The organism is Geodermatophilus pulveris (assembly GCF_900188375.1).
Classification (GTDB): domain Bacteria; phylum Actinomycetota; class Actinomycetes; order Mycobacteriales; family Geodermatophilaceae; genus Geodermatophilus; species Geodermatophilus pulveris.
In genome coordinates, this window is the sequence record NZ_FZOO01000010.1 from 37170 (window position 1) to 52673 (window position 15504).

Annotated in this window: 14 protein-coding genes; 3 read left to right on the top strand and 11 right to left on the bottom strand. The window is 76.8% G+C overall.

The window, feature by feature from the left end:
• Positions 1-132: 132 nt before the first annotated feature.
• The gene (locus CHB98_RS17750) at positions 133-1152 is read right to left on the bottom strand and encodes an Lrp/AsnC family transcriptional regulator (protein ID WP_089306934.1); all 1020 of its coding nucleotides are present in this window, start codon (positions 1150-1152) and stop codon (positions 133-135) included.
• A gap of 90 nt (positions 1153-1242) precedes the next feature.
• On the opposite strand from CHB98_RS17750, the gene CHB98_RS17755 reads away from it, so the two are divergent.
• Positions 1243-2460, top strand: coding sequence for a M20 metallopeptidase family protein (locus CHB98_RS17755; RefSeq protein WP_245821340.1), 1218 nt, complete (start codon positions 1243-1245; stop codon positions 2458-2460).
• A gap of 62 nt (positions 2461-2522) precedes the next feature.
• Here CHB98_RS17755 and CHB98_RS17760 read toward each other — a convergent pair whose 3' ends face one another.
• The 3 genes from CHB98_RS17760 to CHB98_RS17770 all read right to left on the bottom strand — a co-directional run bounded on the left by CHB98_RS17760 (position 2523) and on the right by CHB98_RS17770 (position 5271).
• Positions 2523-3263, bottom strand: a complete 741-nt coding sequence (locus tag CHB98_RS17760; protein WP_218822417.1) for an alanyl-tRNA editing protein — start codon at positions 3261-3263, stop codon at positions 2523-2525.
• 61 nt (positions 3264-3324) lie between these two features.
• Complete coding sequence (locus CHB98_RS17765) at positions 3325-3807, bottom strand: hypothetical protein (RefSeq protein WP_089306937.1); 483 nt, start codon at positions 3805-3807, stop codon at positions 3325-3327.
• Between the two features lie 126 nt (positions 3808-3933).
• Entirely contained in the window at positions 3934-5271 is a 1338-nt protein-coding gene (locus CHB98_RS17770; protein WP_089306938.1) for a hypothetical protein, read from the bottom strand.
• Positions 5272-5480: 209 nt separating this feature from the next.
• Between CHB98_RS17770 and CHB98_RS17775 the strand changes: the two genes are divergently transcribed.
• Positions 5481-6101 (top strand): antibiotic biosynthesis monooxygenase, encoded by a 621-nt coding sequence (locus CHB98_RS17775; RefSeq protein WP_089306939.1) that lies wholly within the window; start codon positions 5481-5483, stop codon positions 6099-6101.
• A 45-nt stretch (positions 6102-6146) separates the two neighbouring features.
• Here the strand turns inward: CHB98_RS17775 and CHB98_RS17780 are convergent, their stop codons facing one another.
• The 7 genes from CHB98_RS17780 to CHB98_RS17805 all read right to left on the bottom strand — a co-directional run bounded on the left by CHB98_RS17780 (position 6147) and on the right by CHB98_RS17805 (position 12884).
• Positions 6147-7220 carry an acyl-CoA dehydrogenase family protein gene (locus CHB98_RS17780; RefSeq protein WP_089306940.1) on the bottom strand — a complete coding sequence of 358 codons (1074 nt, stop codon included), beginning with the start codon at positions 7218-7220 and terminating at the stop codon, positions 6147-6149.
• The gene (locus tag CHB98_RS17785) at positions 7220-8386 is read right to left on the bottom strand and encodes an acyl-CoA dehydrogenase family protein (protein ID WP_089306941.1); all 1167 of its coding nucleotides are present in this window, start codon (positions 8384-8386) and stop codon (positions 7220-7222) included. Before CHB98_RS17785 ends, CHB98_RS17780 begins: the two co-directional genes overlap by 1 nt.
• A gap of 67 nt (positions 8387-8453) precedes the next feature.
• Positions 8454-8819: a hypothetical protein gene (locus CHB98_RS17790; protein ID WP_245821343.1), complete on the bottom strand. Its 366-nt coding sequence runs from the start codon at positions 8817-8819 to the stop codon at positions 8454-8456.
• A 69-nt stretch (positions 8820-8888) separates the two neighbouring features.
• Positions 8889-11162: a SpoIIE family protein phosphatase gene (locus tag CHB98_RS17795; RefSeq protein ID WP_089306942.1), complete on the bottom strand. Its 2274-nt coding sequence runs from the start codon at positions 11160-11162 to the stop codon at positions 8889-8891.
• 5 nt (positions 11163-11167) lie between these two features.
• Positions 11168-11962: an alpha/beta fold hydrolase gene (locus tag CHB98_RS17800; protein WP_089306943.1), complete on the bottom strand. Its 795-nt coding sequence runs from the start codon at positions 11960-11962 to the stop codon at positions 11168-11170.
• A gap of 70 nt (positions 11963-12032) precedes the next feature.
• A complete protein-coding gene (locus CHB98_RS21825; RefSeq protein ID WP_179224645.1) occupies positions 12033-12200 on the bottom strand; it encodes a hypothetical protein in 168 nt (55 codons plus the stop codon).
• Positions 12201-12515: 315 nt separating this feature from the next.
• Positions 12516-12884, bottom strand: a complete 369-nt coding sequence (locus tag CHB98_RS17805; protein ID WP_143425124.1) for a hypothetical protein — start codon at positions 12882-12884, stop codon at positions 12516-12518.
• A gap of 285 nt (positions 12885-13169) precedes the next feature.
• On the opposite strand from CHB98_RS17805, the gene CHB98_RS17810 reads away from it, so the two are divergent.
• On the top strand, positions 13170-15482 hold the full coding sequence (locus CHB98_RS17810) for a HelD family protein (protein ID WP_089306945.1): 2313 nt from the start codon (positions 13170-13172) through the stop codon (positions 15480-15482).
• Positions 15483-15504: the final 22 nt, after the last annotated feature.

A 15504-nucleotide genomic window follows, 5' to 3' on the forward strand; every position in this document is an offset into this window, starting at 1 on the left:
ACCGATCCGTGGCTGAAAGCTAGGGCACGACGGGGTCCTGTGGGTGACATCGGGATAACAGCGGCGGGTCCTGGCTGTGGGTGACCGGTGTCACACGGCTGGGTGACGGGGCACAGGGTGCCGGGGCGCCGCTCACCGCCCGGGCGACACCGGCTCGCGCCAGACGTCCATCCGCACGGTCCCCGTCGCCCGCCCGGCGGCGTCCAGCAGCCGCCCCATCCGCTTCACCGAGCGGAGCACGACCAGCCGGTCGACCACGTCGACCTCGGGCACCTGGTGCACCAGGTCCTGCTCGAAGCGGTGCACCTCCTCCAGGGAGGGCAGCCAGGCGATCACCAGCATGCTGGGCGTGCCGGCGAGGGTGGCCGACAGGCGCACCTGCTGCAGCCGGCCCAGCCGGGCGGCCGCGTCGTCCAGCCGGCTCGCCGGCGCGTCGGCGGACAGGACGACCATCACCGGGAGCCCGGCCAGCGGGGCCGCCACGTCGGTGCGCAGCAGGACCGCCCCTGAGCTGATCAGCCGGTCGACCCGGCGGCGCGCCGTGGGCTGGCTGATGCCGGTCAGCTGGGCCAGCGTGGCGAACGAGGCCCGGCCGTCCTCCCCCAGCGCCGACATGAGGTCCCGGTCCACCTCGTCCAGCACCGCGGGCCGGATGGCCGGCATGGCGTTCCCGTTGCCGGTCGAGGGCAGCACGCCCAGCCGCCAGGTGCTGCCCTCGGCGTACAGCCGGGTGGCGATCCGGGCGCGGGTGCCGGTCACGCCGGGCACCCGGTCCAGCCGCTCGAGCAGGTACCGCCCCAGGGTGGGCAGGTCGACCGCCGCCACGGTCAGCAGCAGGTCCCGGCCGCCGGCGGTGATGTCGACCGACAGCGCGTGCGCGTCACCGGCCAGCTCGTGCGCCACCCGGGTCTTCTCGCTCGGCGTGCAGGTCACGTCGACGTAGGCGAGCACCTGCGCGTGGTACGACCCGGGCCCGGGGGTGCCGGTGATCCACGCCGCGCCGGTCGACCGCAGCCGCTCCCAGCGACGGGACGCGGTGACCGCGTTGGTGCCGACCACGTCGGCCACCGACGTCCACGGCGCCCGGGGATCGCGTTGCAGCGCCTCGACCAGGGCCAGGTCGTCCTCGTCCAGCACAACCGATCCCGACACCGGGCGAGCCTCCCATGACCGATGCCTGCAAATCCGAGCCGTCGCGGCGGCGCACTCCTACCGTGCGGGCATGGACTCGGAGGATGCCGCGTGACCCGGTCGGAGACGCTGCGCGAGGACGCCCGCGCCCTGCAGGGCGAGCTGGTGGAGCTGCGACACCGGCTGCACCGCCGTCCCGAGGTGGGCCTGCACCTGCCGCGCACCCAGGAGACGGTGCTGGCCGCGCTGGACGGCCTGGACCTGGAGGTGTCCACCGGCACCTCGACGACGTCGGTGACCGCGGTGCTGCGCGGCGGGCGGCCGGGACCCGCCGTCCTGCTCCGGGGCGACATGGACGCGCTGCCCGTGCAGGAGGAGACGGGGCTGGACTACAGCAGCGAGGTCGACGGCGTGATGCACGCCTGCGGCCACGACCTGCACACGGCGATGCTGGTGGGCGCCGCGCGGCTGCTGCACGCGCACCGCGACACCCTGGCCGGCGACGTCGTCCTCATGTTCCAGCCCGGTGAGGAGGGGTGGGACGGCGCCGGGCACATGCTCGCCGAGGGCGTCCTCGACGCCGCCGGGCAGCGGGTGTCGTCGGCCTACGGCATGCACGTCATGTCGGCGGTGCACCCGCACGGGGAGTTCACCACCCGGCCGGGCACGCTCATGGCGGCCAGCGACGAGCTCCGGGTGACCGTGCGTGGCGAGGGCGGCCACGGGTCGGCGCCGCACCTGGCGCGCGACCCGATCACGGTGGCCGCGCAGCTGGTCGGCGACCTGCAGACGATGGTGACCCGCACCTTCGACGTCTTCGACCCGGTGGTGGTGACCGTCGGGCTGTTCCGGGGCGGGACGAAGCGCAACATCATCCCGGACGAGGCGAGCTTCCAGGCGACGGTCCGCACCTTCTCCGCCGCGGCCCGCGAGCGGGTCCGGGAGGCGTCGGTGCGGCTGTGCGAGTCGGTGGCCGCCGGCTACGGCCTGACCGCCGACGTGGAGTTCATCGAGGAGTACCCGGTGACCGTCAACGCCCCCGACCACGCCGCCTTCGCCGCCGGGGTGGCGGCGGAGGTCTTCGGTGAGCAGCGGTACGCCCCGCGGGTGTCCCCGCTCACCGGCTCCGAGGACTTCTCCCGCGTGCTCGAGGAGGTCCCCGGCTGCTACGTCTTCCTCGGCGCCGCCGTCGGCGGGGACCACCGGACCGCGCCGAACAACCACAGCCCGCGCGCCCGGTTCAGCGACGACGTCCTGTCCGACGGCGTGCTGCTGCACGCCGAGCTCGCCGCCCGCGCGCTGGACCGGGACGCCGCCGCGGCCGGCTGACACCGGCAGCCGCGGGTGCGAGGTGAGCCGGCCCGCGTCCCCCGGCAGGGGGCAGTTGCGCCTCAGACCACGCGGATCCGCAGCCGGCGGAAGCCCCTGCCCTTGTTCTCCATCTTGACCACCTCGACCCGGCCGACCATCGCGGTCGAGGCGACGTGCGTGCCGCCGTCGGCCTGGGTGTCCAGGCCGACGATGTCGACGATGCGGACCACCTCGATGTCCGGCGGCAGCAGGTCGGTCGCGGTGCGGATCAGGTCGGGGATGGCGTAGGCCTGCTCGCGCGGCAGCGTCCGGACCTCGATCCGCCGGTCGGCGGCGAGCTCGGCGTTGACCGCCTCGGCGACCCGGTCCTTGAAGTCCGGCGGGACCTCCGGCAGGTCGAAGTCCATCCGGGCGACGAGCGGCTCCATGTTCCCGCCGGTGACCTTCGCGCCGAAGTCGCGCAGCACGACGCCGGTGAGCACGTGCAGGCCGGAGTGGGTGCGCATCAGCGCGGTGCGCCGCTCGTCGTCCAGGGCGCCGCGGACGGCGGTGCCCGGCGGCGGCAGCGGGTCGCCCTCGACCGGGACGAGGTAGAGCTCGTCGCCCTTGCGGGTGCCGGCGATCCGGGTGCGGACGCCGCCCCACAGCAGCACGCCCTCGTCCGGCGGCTGCCCGCCCCCGCCGGGGTAGAAGGCGCTGCGGTCCAGCACGATGCCCTGCTCGGCGTCGGACGCGACGACGGTGGCGTCCCACTCCCGCACGGTGGCGTCGGCGAGGTCCAGGCGGTGGGTGTGCCCGTGTCGGTCGCTCAGGCTGCTCACCCCCCGCATGCTGCCCGCCCGGGGTGGACGACGGCCACCGCCGTCCACCCCGGGACCGGGGTCAGGCCGCCTGGCTCAGGTTCCGCAGGCTGCCGGCCATGGTGAGGGCCAGCCGGCGGGTGACCCGGAGGCCCTGGTCGGCCAGGCCGTAGGTCGCCTCGATGACGTCCTCCGGGCGCACGAGGACGGCCGGGACGACGCTGCGGACGATCGTCGTGATGCCCTGCACGACGCCGGTGACGGCGTCCTCGCTGCTGCGCGTGGCCCGCTCCAGGTGCCGGCGGGCCTCCTCCTGCTCCTGCTCGCGCAGCTCGGCCGCCAGGTCGGCCCGGGTGGAGGTGACCAGCCGGCCGGTGCGCTCGTCGGCGTCGCCGCCGTCCTGCGCCCGGGCCGCCAGGTCGCCGGCGACCAGCTGCCGGGCGCGCTGCGCCACGTCCTGCTGGGTGCGGGCGAGCTCGCCGAACTCCCGGTCGGACCCGCCCTGGTGCTCCTCGGCCTCGGGGGTGTGGGTGGTCTGCTCGGTCGTGGTGTCCGTGTCGGTCATGGGTCCTCCTGCGCTCGTGCGGTCGGGAACCCGAGCGTCGGCGCGGCAGGTGAACGACACCCGCGCCGACGGCGCAACGCCGGGCGAGGGCGCGAGGAACTCCGGGGCGCGCGGGTGACCCGGCTCTCAGCGGGTTGCGCCGGCTGCCGCGACCAGCGCGACGGTCTGGTCGACGACGGCCTCCCGGTCGGCCTCGAACTCCGGGCTGGTCAGGACGGCGGGGTCCGCCGGGTACTCCAGCGCCGAGATGTGCAGGTGACCGCCGGGGACGTCCCAGGCCTGCAGGCCGATCCGCAGCCGGTTGGAGCGGTACATGCTCTCGTTGGGCAGGTAGCTGCCGCCCGGGCCGGACGCCGCGGTGGAGCCCTCCGACGGGTCGTCCTGGCAGCGCACCGCCGAGGGGGTCGGGAAGGTGCCGGCCGGCCACTCGCAGATGCCGTCGTTGAGCACCACCGGCCACGGCCCGGTCCCGGCGTCGATCATCGCCTGGTGGGGCAGGGTCGTCTCGATCCACTGCGGCGAGTCGAACGGCTGCGGCCAGTGCGACGGCCGGGAGACCGGCCCGAACAGCGTGTTCCGGTTGTTGTCCGGGGAGCCGCCGCGGGCGTTGGCGGCCCACTGCTCGACGTCCATCCGCCCGCGGGAGGTCTGGCTGATCGTCATGATCAGGTCGGCGCGGTCCTCCCCCGGGACGAGGACCTGGCCGAAGGCGTCCTCGACCACACCCTGGTCGAAGTCGGTCCAGTTGACCGGGAACACGACCGACTGCACGACGACCGGGCCGTCCGCGGTCTCCAGCCGCCGTCCGTCGAGCTGCAGCGCCGTGGCGCCCGAGGGGTTGGAGTTCCGCAGGCTCGCGTCGAGGCTGTACGTGTCGAAGCCGCTGATCATCACGCGGCGGGCGTCCCCGGCGTCCTCCGGCCAGGCCACCGTGGTGATCCCCCGCGAGGAGCGGTCCAGGACGTGCACCAGCGCGTTGCGCTGGATCCCGGTGAGCTCGAAGGGCGCCTCGTACTGGCGCACCGCCCGCGTCATGTGCAGCCGGGCCCAGTACAGCGGCCGGTCGTCGTACCGGTCGATCGTGCCGAGCTGCACCTCGCCCTGCGCGCGGGCCACGGCCAGCTCCCACAGCGCCTCCCCGTGGCGGGCGGCGAGCTCCTCGACCTCGACGAGGGTGCGGGCGGCGCAGAGGTCGTCGGTGAAGGCCGTCACCGCCTCCTCGAAGCCGGCGGCGCGCAGGAACTGGGCGGCGGCGGACTCCCCGCCCTCGACCAGCGGCAGGCCGATGCGCTGCTCCTCGACGGTGAGCACGCCGGGCCCGCCGGTGCACGGGGCCGGCGGGACGCCGGTGGCCTCCGTCGCGCCCCCGGAGGGGACGGTCCACAGGGCGAGCGTGGAGCAGGCGACGGCGGTGCACAGGCCGACGCGTGCGGCCCGCCTGGACAGGGACCGGTGCTGGGACATGCGGACCTCCGCGGTGTCGGGGGGGCCGCGTGCGAGCGCACCGGACCCGCTGCCCCACCCTCGCACCGCAGCCCGGGGCCCGCAGGCCCGCGGCCGGGCGCACCGGGGCGTTGCCCGCCGGCGGGGGCGGGAGGACCCTGGGCGCCGCGGCGATGCCGCCGGGGCACCGCCGGCTGGGGACTCCAGCGTCTCGGGAGAGGAGCGGTGCCGTGTACGCACGCTCGACGACCATCAGCGGCGACCCGCAGGCCCTCGACAGGGGGATCGCGTACGTCCGCGACGAGGTGATGCCCGCCGTCCAGGACATGGCCGGCTGCCTCGGCCTGTCCATGCTCGCCGACCGCGGGTCCGGCCGGTGCATCGTGACCACGTCCTGGCGCGACCGCGAGGCGATGCAGGCCAGCGCCGAGGGGGTCCGGTCGATGCGCGACCGGGCGGCGGAGGTGTTCGAGGGTGGCTTCGAGGTGCGCGAGTGGGAGATCGCCGCCATGCACCGCCGGCACGAGGCCCACCACGGCGCCTGCACCCGGGTGACCTGGCTGCGCGGCGAGCCCGACGGCATGGAGCGCAGCATCGAGGGGTTCCGGACCACCCTGGCGCCCCGGCTCGACGACCTGCCCGGCTTCTGCAGCGTGAGCCTCATGACGCACACCGCGGAGGGGATGGCGGTCGCCGCGGTCACCTACGACAGCCGGGAGGACATGGTCGAGACCCGGGGGCAGGCGCAGGCGCTGCGCGACGAGCTGGCCCCCGCCCTGGGCCTGGCGGTCACCGAGGTCGCCGAGTTCGACCTGGTCCTGGCCCACCTGCGGGTGCCCGAGACCGTGTGAGCCGACGCCGCGCGCTGCCTCCCGCGCGGGGGCGGCGCGCGGCCGCTAGACCACCCGGGTGAGCGCCGGCCAGAGCTCGTCGCCGCCCCGGGACAGCAGCCCCGCGCCGAGCACCCGCGACCAGGTCAGCTCCGAGCCGGCCTCGTCGCGCCAGGACCACAGCCGCCGCGTGAGGTGGTGCAGCCGGTACTCCTGGGTGAACCCGATCGCGCCGTGCACCTGGTGCGCCAGCCGGGCCACCACCTCCACGGCCGCCCCCGCGCGCACCTTGGCCGCCGCCGCGGCCAGCACGACGTCCTCGTCGCGCTCCAGCACGTGGACGGCGGCGTCGACCAGCGCGGTCACCGCGGTCACCTCGCCGGCCATCTGCGCCAGCTGCATCTGCACCGACTGGAACTTGCCCAGCGGCCGGCCGAACTGCTGCCGCTCGCCGGCGTACTGCACCGTCCAGGCCAGGACCCGCTCCAGGGCCGCGCCCAGCTGCACCGCGCGTGCCAGGGCGTAGCGGGCGCGCACCACCGCGGCCTGCTCGGCGGTCAGCAGCGCCCCGGACGCCGGCGCTCCGGCCAGCACCAGGGAGCCGCGCGGCTCCCCGGCCAGGTTGCGCGCGTCGCTGGTCGCCAGCCCCTGGGCGTCGACCAGGGCGAGCACCGCGCCGTCGATGCCCTCGGGCGCGGCGGCCAGGACGGCGACGTGGCGGGCCACCCCGGCCCAGGCGACATCGGTCGCGGTGCCGGTGAGCGTCCAGCGCCCCGGCCCGTCGCCGTCGTCGGACGGCGCGGCGGTGACCGCCCCGGCGACCGCCAGGGTCAGCGGCTCGGCCGGGTCGGGCAGGTCCAGCCCGGCGGCCAGCAGCGCCGGCCCCGCGACCAGCAGCTGCTCGGCCACCGGCACCGCCCCGGCGCCGGAGGCCAGCGTGCGGACGACGGCGATGGCGTCGGCCAGCTCGCCGCCGGACCCGCCGGCCTCCTCGGGCAGCCCCACGCCGGTGAGCCCCGCCTCGGCGAGGTCGGCCCACAGGCCGGCGTCCCAGGCGGTGTCCGCGGTCAGCGCGAACGGCTCGTGCCCGGCGAGGACGTCCTGGACGGTCTCGACCACCAGGTCCTGGTCGGAGGCCATCAGCGCAGCCCGAGCCCGCGGGCCACGATCCCGCGCAGGATCTCGTTGGTCCCGCCGCGCAGCGTGTAGCCCGGCGAGTGCAGCTGCGCCTCGGCCAGCGCCCGGCCCAGCGGGTCCGGCGAGTCCAGCGACACCGGCACCTCGACCACCTTGCGGACCTCCTCGGCCACGTCGGCCTCGAACGTCGTCCCCACGTCCTTGACCAGCGCGGCCGGGATGTCGGGCAGCTCGCCGCGGTCCAGCGCCGCGGCGATCCGCAGCGAGAGCTGGCGCAGCGCCAGCAGCCGCGCCGAGAGCCGGCCCAGGGTGGCCAGCTGCGCGGCGTCGCCGGAGTCGGCGGCGCGGCGGGCGAACTCGGCGAGCAGAGGGTAGGTGGACAGGAACCGCTCGGGGCCGGACCGTTCGAAGGCCAGCTCCGCGGTCACCTGGTGCCAGCCGGCGCCCTCCTCGCCCAGCAGCATGTCACCGGGGACGACGGCGTCGTCGAACACCACCTCGTTGAAGTGGTGGCCGCCGTCGAGGATGCGGATCGGGTTGATCGTGATGCCCGGCAGCGACAGGTCGACGAGCAGCTGGGTCAGCCCCTGGTGCTTGCCGCGCGGGCCCTCGCCGGGTGGGCCGGTGCGCACCAGCACGATCCCGTAGTGCGAGTGGTGCGCGTTCGACGTCCACACCTTGGCGCCGTTGACCACGAAGTCGCCGTCGCCGTTGCGGACCGCCCGGGTGCGGATGGAGGCGAGGTCGGAGCCGGAGTCGGGCTCGCTCATGCCGATGACGAAGTAGCACTCCCCTGCGGCGATCCGCGGCAGGATCTCCTTGCGCTGGGCCTCGGTGCCGTAGCGCAGCAGGTTGGGGCCGGACTGCCGGTCGGCGATCCAGTGCGCGGCCACCGGGGCGCCGGCGGCGAGCAGCTCCTCGGTGACGGCGTAGCGCTCCATCGCCGTCCGCTCGTGGCCGCCGTACTCCTTGGGCCAGGTCATGCCCAGCCAGCCGCGCTCGCCCAGCTTGCGGGAGAACGCCGGGTCCACACCGGACAGCCAGGTGTCCACGTGCGTGGTGAACGTGCCCGCGGCCAGCTCGGCGGCGAGGAAGTCGCGCACCTGCGCGCGGACCTCCTCGGCGGCCTCGGACGGCGGCGCGGGCGCCAGGGTCAGCGAGCTGCTCATGCGGTGCGACTCCCCACTCCGGTGTGGCTGTGCTCCTCTGGTTGTACAGGCAGATCGCGACCGGCGGTCACGCCGGGGGCGGCGGGCCGGGCGGGCGCGGGCCGCCGTCGTCCCGGCCGTCGTCCCGGCCGTCCCCGTCGGGGCCGCGGGTGAGCTGGCGCAGCTCGGCGACGACGTCCCCGGCCACGGTCGCCAGGGAGGTCACCGCGCCGGACACCAGCCGGCGCACGCCGGGGGCGTCCAGGGCGAGCAGCGCGCCGAGCGCGGCGTCGGCCCCGGGCAGCGCCCACGGCGGCGGGCCGGCCACCGGCTGCCCCTCGGCCAGCTCCGGGGACCACCGCATGGCGTCGCCGGACATCGTCATGTCACCGGTGGCCCCGTCGATCGACTGCGTGACCGGGTTGGGGGCCCCGGGGTTGGCTGGACGCTCCATGGCCGCCTCCCGCGCCGCTCGTGCGGTACCGATGGTCGCGCGCCGGTGCACCGGGCGCCAGGGCCGGTGCTACGCGCAGCGGGTGATGGCCAGCAGCGCCACGTCGTCGGCGCGCAGCCCACTGGCCAGCTCGGCCACCACCCGGTCGCACAGCTCGTCGGGCCCGGTGCTGCCGACCCGCGCCGCGACGTCGAGCAGGGCGGCCAGGCCGAGGTCGATGTCGGCCTCCCGGCTCTCCACCAGCCCGTCGGTGTAGAGCAGCAGCGTCGCGCCCGGTGCCAGCACCCCGGTCCACTCCTGCGCCGGGTGGTCGGCCGGCGGAGCGCCGAGCATCCGGCTGGGCCGCACGTCGAGCAGCCGCGCCGTCCCGCCGTCGACCAGCAGCGGCGGCGGGTGCCCCGCGGAGGCGACCTGCAGCCGGCCGGTGGCCGGGTCGAGCACCGCGAACAGCGCGGTGGCCATCCGCTGCAGGCCCAGCAGCGACCAGGCCGACTGCAGCCGCTCGATGACCTCGCTGGGCGCCGGCCGGTCGCCCAGCAGCGCCCGGTAGACGCTGCGCAGCTGCCCCATGACCGCGGCGGCGGTGATGTCGTGCCCGACGACGTCGCCCACGGCCAGCGCCACCTGCCCGCCGGGCAGCGGGACGACGTCGTAGAAGTCGCCGCCGACGTCGGCGCCGCGGCTGGCGGGCAGGTACCGGACGGCGGCCGCCAGCCCGGGCACCGGCGGCGGGGCCGGGGGCAGCAGGTTGGCCTGCAGGGTGTGCGACGTCCGGGTCTCCAGCTCCAGGCGCTGGGCCTTGTCCACCACCTGCGACACCTGCAGCGCCAGCTGCTCGGCGACCTCGACGTCGGCCGGGGTGAGCGGCCCGCGCCGCCGGTCGCTGCACAGCGTGATGACGCCGAGGCTGCGCCCGCCGGCCATCAGGGGCACGCAGACCATGGTGACCAGGTCCAGCGCGCGGGCGATCTCCAGGTGCCGCGGGTCGGTGGTGACCTCCGCCAGCCACCGGTCGGTGACCTCCCGGATCCACACCGTCCGGCCCAGCTCCATCGCCCGCACGCTGGGGTGCGGCGCCCCGCGGTGCGGCAGGTGCTGCAGCTCCAGCTCGGTGACCAGCTCGCGGCGCGCCGGGTCGCCGTGCCGGGCCGCGGGGCGGGTGAGCCCGCGCTCGGTGGCCAGGTCGATGACGCACAGGTCGGCCAGCCGCGGGACGGCCAGCTCGGCCAGCCGCTCGGCGGTCTCGACGACGTCGCCGGCCGCGGCCATGAGCCGCGCGGCGTCCAGCAGGAACGCCGAGCGCTCGGCCGAGCGGGCGGTCTCCTCGTACAGCCGCACCCGCTCCAGCGCCTGCCCCGCCTGGCGGCCCACCGTGGCCAGCAGCTCGGCATCGGCCTGCGCCAGCGTCCCCCGGTCGCCGGGCGGCGCCAGGTCGATCAGCCCGCTGTCCCCGGTCACCCCGAGCAGCAGCACCAGCGCGCCCAGGTGCCGGGAGTCGGCGTCCACCGGGACCACGACCAGCGCCTCCTGGCCGGCGTCGGCCATGGCGGCGGCCAGCCCGGGCCACACCGCGCGCAGCCCCGCGCCCAGCGGCACCGTGTGCACCCCGCCGTCGCGCACCAGCTCGGCCCCGCCGAGCGCGGCGGCCTCCATCGCGGTCAGCAGGTCGGCGGGGATGCCGTCGGAGGCGGCCAGCCGCAGCGGCGGCAGCGACAGCTCGGACCGCGTCGTCCCCCGCCGCTCCCGGCCCAGCCACAGCCCTGCGCCGCTGGCCCCCACGGCCTCCCGGCTGCGGCGCACGATCACCTGGGCGACGTCCCGCGCCGACGCACCCGCGGACACCTCCGAGACCACCTGCTGCAGCGTGCGCGCCCGGCGCTCGGACTCCGCGGCCGCCCGCTGCGCGGCCAGCAGCGCGCGCTCGTACCGGCGCCGGGCCGTGGCCTCGAAGACCGTCGCGCGCACCAGCAGCGGCGCCCCGCGGTCGTCGCGCACCTCGACGGCGTTGACCAGGCACGGCAGCAGCGACCCGTCGGCGCGGACGACGTCCAGGGCGACCTCGCGCACCATGCCCTGCATGCGCAGCAGGGGGGCCAGGTGGGTCTCGTAGAACACCCGGCTGCCCACGCCGAGCAGGTCCTGGAAGCGCTGCCCGACCAGCTCGCCCACCGGGCGGGCGGTCCACTCGCAGAACGTGCGGTTGGCCTTGACGACCTGGCCGTCGGGCAACGCGGAGAAGTACCCGCAGGGCGCGTTCTCGTACAGGTCGGCCGGGTCGTCCTCCAGCAGCCGCCGCAACCCCGCCGGGCCCTCCCGGGGGTCGGGTCGCCGCGCCGCGTCCACCCCGGCTACCCGAGGAAGGCGCGGATCGCGGCGGTGGTCTCCGCCGGGGCCGACAGGTGCGGGCAGTGCCCGGTGGCGCGCAGCTGGGTGAGCACGCTGCCGCGCACCTGCTCGTGCACGTAGCGGCCCACCGCCTCGGGGGCGATCGCGTCGGCGCTGCACTGCAGGACCAGGGTGGGCACCCGGACGCCGGGCAGGTCGGCGCGGTTGTCGGAGAGGAAGGTGACGCGGGCGAAGTGCCGGGCGATGTCCGGGTCGGTGCGGCAGAAGCTGTCGGCCAGTTCGGCGGTCAGCTCGGGACGGTCGGGGTTGCCCATGACCACCGGGGCCATCGCGGCCGACCAGCCCAGGTGGTTGGCGTCCAGGGACTCCAGCAGCGCCGCGACGTCCTCCCGCGAGAAGCCGCCGGTGTACCCCTCGTCGTCCACGTAGCGGGGGTTGGGCCCGACCATGACCAGCGCGCCGAACAGCCCCGGGGCTCGGGCCGCGGCCAGGACGCCGATCATCGCGCTCACCGAGTGCCCGACGAGGACGACGTCGTCGAGGTCCAGCGCCCGGCAGATCTCGATGACGTCGGCGGCGTACCCGTCCAGCGAGCCGTACTTGCCGGGGTCGTAGGCCGACAGGTCCGACCCGCCGGCGCCGACGTGGTCGAACCGGACGACGCGGTGGTCGCGCTCGAACTCGGGGGCGACGAGGCGCCACATCTCCTGGGCGCACCCGAACCCGTGGGCGAAGACCATCGGCCGCCCGTCGTCGGCCCCGCTCACGCGGACCCGGTTCCGGGCGATCACGCTCACCGCCGCACGGTATCCGTCCGGGGTCCCTCCTGTCCCGGCCCGCGCCGCGCTCCGCCGCGGCGGCGGCGGCTCAGTAGCGGGACGTGCCGCAGTCGCTGCAGCGCTTGCGCGGCGGGTGGGTCACCCGCCGGCAGTTGGGGCAGGTCCAGGCGCCCAGGTCGGGGCGCGGGCGCAGGCGGGCACCGGGGCTGTGCCGCAGCCGGGGGTCGGTCTGCCGGTCAGTGGCGGTCGGGCTCATGGGGCACCTCCAGGGATCGCTCCCCGACGGTAGGCAGCCCACGTGTCGCCCAGATGACCACCGGGTTGCCACCGGCGCCGCGTGCCGGCCCACCCGTCCCACGCGCCCGCCGCGCGCCGATGGGCCCGGCGACGGGCGAGGGCGTGGCCGTCAGTGGGGCGGGGGGTCGGTGACGGCGGTCGGCCCGGTGGGGGTGGTGACGGTCAGCGTGCCGTCGGGGCCCAGGGTGTGGGTCCAGCCGGGGGCCTGGTGCTTGCCGCGGTGGTCGGTGGTGCAGAAGCAGGCGAGGTCGGCCGCGGCGGTGGGCCCGTCGGGTCAGCGGCGGAGGTGGTCCAGCTCGCCGGCGGCGGGGATGCGGCGGCGGCAGCCGGGGAACCGGCAGCGCCGGTCGCGGGCGCGCACCCACCGGTCCAGCGCCGGGCCGGGCCGGTAGCCGCCGGCCGGGCGGGGGGGGGCCCAGGCCGGGGCGGCCGCTGTGCCCGGCGCGGCGCAGCCCGGGCAGGTCGGTGGGTGCGCGCAGCGCCCCGGTGACCGCGTCGGTGACCGCGATCCGGGGCCGGTCGGCCAGCCCGCCCCGCCGGTGGCGGCGAGCAGCGCGGCCAGCTCCCCGCGCTGGGCGTCGGCGGCCGCGGCCAGCGCGGCGAGCGCGTCGTCGGCGGCGGTCACCCGCCCGGCCTGGCTCACGGCCCAGGTGGTCCCAGCGGCCTGCACCACACCCGACGGACCCGCGGTTCACCCCACCGCGGGCGCCACCACACCCGGGGCGGCGAGGACGGCGTCGGTCACGTGTCGATCGCATGTTCGGAGAGTTCACCACGCAAGGGCAGACGCCCAGGTCGGACGTTCATCGGCTGCCAGGGGCGGGCACGAGGCCCCGGCCCGGGAGCGCCTCGCGGCACCGGGGGGAATGCGGGGGCACCATGGGCGTTCGTCTGTGTCCGCAGACGGGTCCCGACAGAGAGACGCGCAGTGCCGACGACGCAGCACGAGGTCGTTCCCCACCCCGACCTGGAGACCGAGCAGCAGTACGTCAAGGACCTGTACGGCCGCCTGGACGCCGCCCGCGACCTGGCCGAGCACCGGCTGCGGCAGGCCATCGCCTGGCCCGCGGTCGACCCGCAGGCGCTGCAGGAGCGCGACGCCACCGTCCGCTTCCAGACCGAGCGGGTCACCGCCCTGGACGCCGCCGAGGCCGGCCTGTGCGTCGGCCGGATCGACCGCACCGGTGGCGGCCCGCTCTACATCGGCCGCATCGGGCTGGCCGCCGACGACGCCGGCGGCGACCCCGCGCTGGTCGACTGGCGGGCCCCGGCGGCGCGGCCGTTCTACACCGCGACCCCGGTGCACCCACTGGGCGTCGAGCGCCGCCGGCACATCCGCACCCGTGGGCGCGCCGTCGTCCGGCTGGACGACGAGCTGCTCACCGGCGGGCTGGCCACCTCCGGCCTGACCGGCGAGGCGTCGCTCATGGCGGCGCTGGACACCGCCCGCACGGGCCGGATGACCGACATCGTCCGCACCATCCAGGCCGAGCAGGACGCCGTCATCCGCGCCGACGACCGCGGCGTCCTCGTGGTCCAGGGCGGCCCGGGCACCGGCAAGACCGCCGTCGCGCTGCACCGCGCGGCCTACCTCCTCTACACCCACCGCGAGCGGCTGGCCCGCCGCGGCCTGCTCGTCGTCGGCCCCACGCCGACGTTCCTGCGCTACATCGCCGACGTGCTGCCCTCCCTCGGCGAGACCGGCGTGCTGCTCGCCGGGCTCGGCCAGCTGCGCCCCGGCCTGGACGCCCGCGGCACCGAGCCGCCCGCGAGCGCGGCGGTCAAGGGCCGGCTGGAGATGGTCGAGGTGCTCGAGCGCGCGGTCGCCGACCGGCAGGTGGTGCCCGGCGACCCGGTCGAGGTGACCGTCGACGGCTTCGCGCTGCGGCTGCGGCCGGTCGACGTCCGGCGCGCGCAGGCCGCGGCCCGCCGGGCCGAGCGGCTGCACAACCTGGCCCGGCCAGTGTTCGCCCGCCGCGTCGTCGACCTGCTCACCCGGCGCTACGCCGAGCGGATCGGCGCCGGCATCGACGGCGGGGCCGACCTGCTCGACCGCGAGGACACCGCCGCCCTGCGCCGCGAGGTCGCCGAGGAGCCCGCCGTCCGGTTGCTGGTCGACGACCTGTGGCCGGTGCTCACCCCCGAGCGGCTGCTGACCGACCTGTTCGCCGACCCCGCCCGCGTCGCGGCCGCCACCCCGGGGTGGGACGACGCGACCCGCGCGCTGCTGCACCGGCGCAAGGGGTCGCCGTGGACGCCGGCCGACGTCCCGCTGCTCGAGGAGGCCGAGGAGCTGCTCGGCTTCGACGACGGCGCGCAGCGGGCCCGCGAGGAGCGGGACCGCCGGCGGCGGCTGGCCGAGGCGCAGGAGACCCTCGACGTGCTGCACGGCTCGCGGTCGGTCGACCTGGACGACGACGCCCTGACCGCCCGGCACCTGGACGAGGAGGTGCTCAGCGCCGGCGACCTGATCAGCGCCGAGGAGCTGGCCGACCGGCAGCGGTCGGTCGACACCCGCAGCACCGCCGAGCGGGCGGCCGCCGACCGCACCTGGACCTTCGGGCACGTCGTGGTCGACGAGGCCCAGGAGCTCTCCCCGATGGCCTGGCGGCTGCTGGTGCGCCGCTGCCCGACCCGGTCGATGACCGCCGTCGGCGACCTCGCCCAGACCGGCTCGCCGGCCGGCGCCTCCGACTGGGCGGAGACCCTGCGCCCGCACGTCGGGGACGCCTGGCGGCTGGCCGAGCTCACCGTCAACTACCGGACGCCGGCCGAGGTGATGGCCGTCGCCGCCGACGTCCTCGCCGCCGGCGGCACCGGGGCCACCGCGCCGCGCTCGGTCCGGCCGGCCCCGGCCGCGCCGTGGGCGGAGGTGACCGGGGAGGAGCAGCTCGCCGCCCGCGCCGTGGAGGTCGTCGCCGGCTGGGCGGCCGAGGAGGGCACCACCGCCGTCGTCGCCCCGGCCGGTCGGGTCGCCGGCCTGGCCGCCGCGCTCGCCGCCCGGGTGGACGGGGTCTCCTCCGGCCCGGACGCCGACTCCTCCCGCGGGCCGGTGGTGCTCACCCCGGGCGAGGCCAAGGGCCTGGAGTTCGACCGGGTGCTCGTCGTCGACCCCCGGCGCGTGCTCGACGAGGGTGTGCGCGGGCACAACGACCTGTACGTCGCGCTCACCCGGCCCACCCAGCGACTCGGCGTCCTCTCCCCCGGGGAACTGCCCGCGGAGCTGGCCCGGTTGTCCTGACCATTGCGCTGCGGCGCCCTTC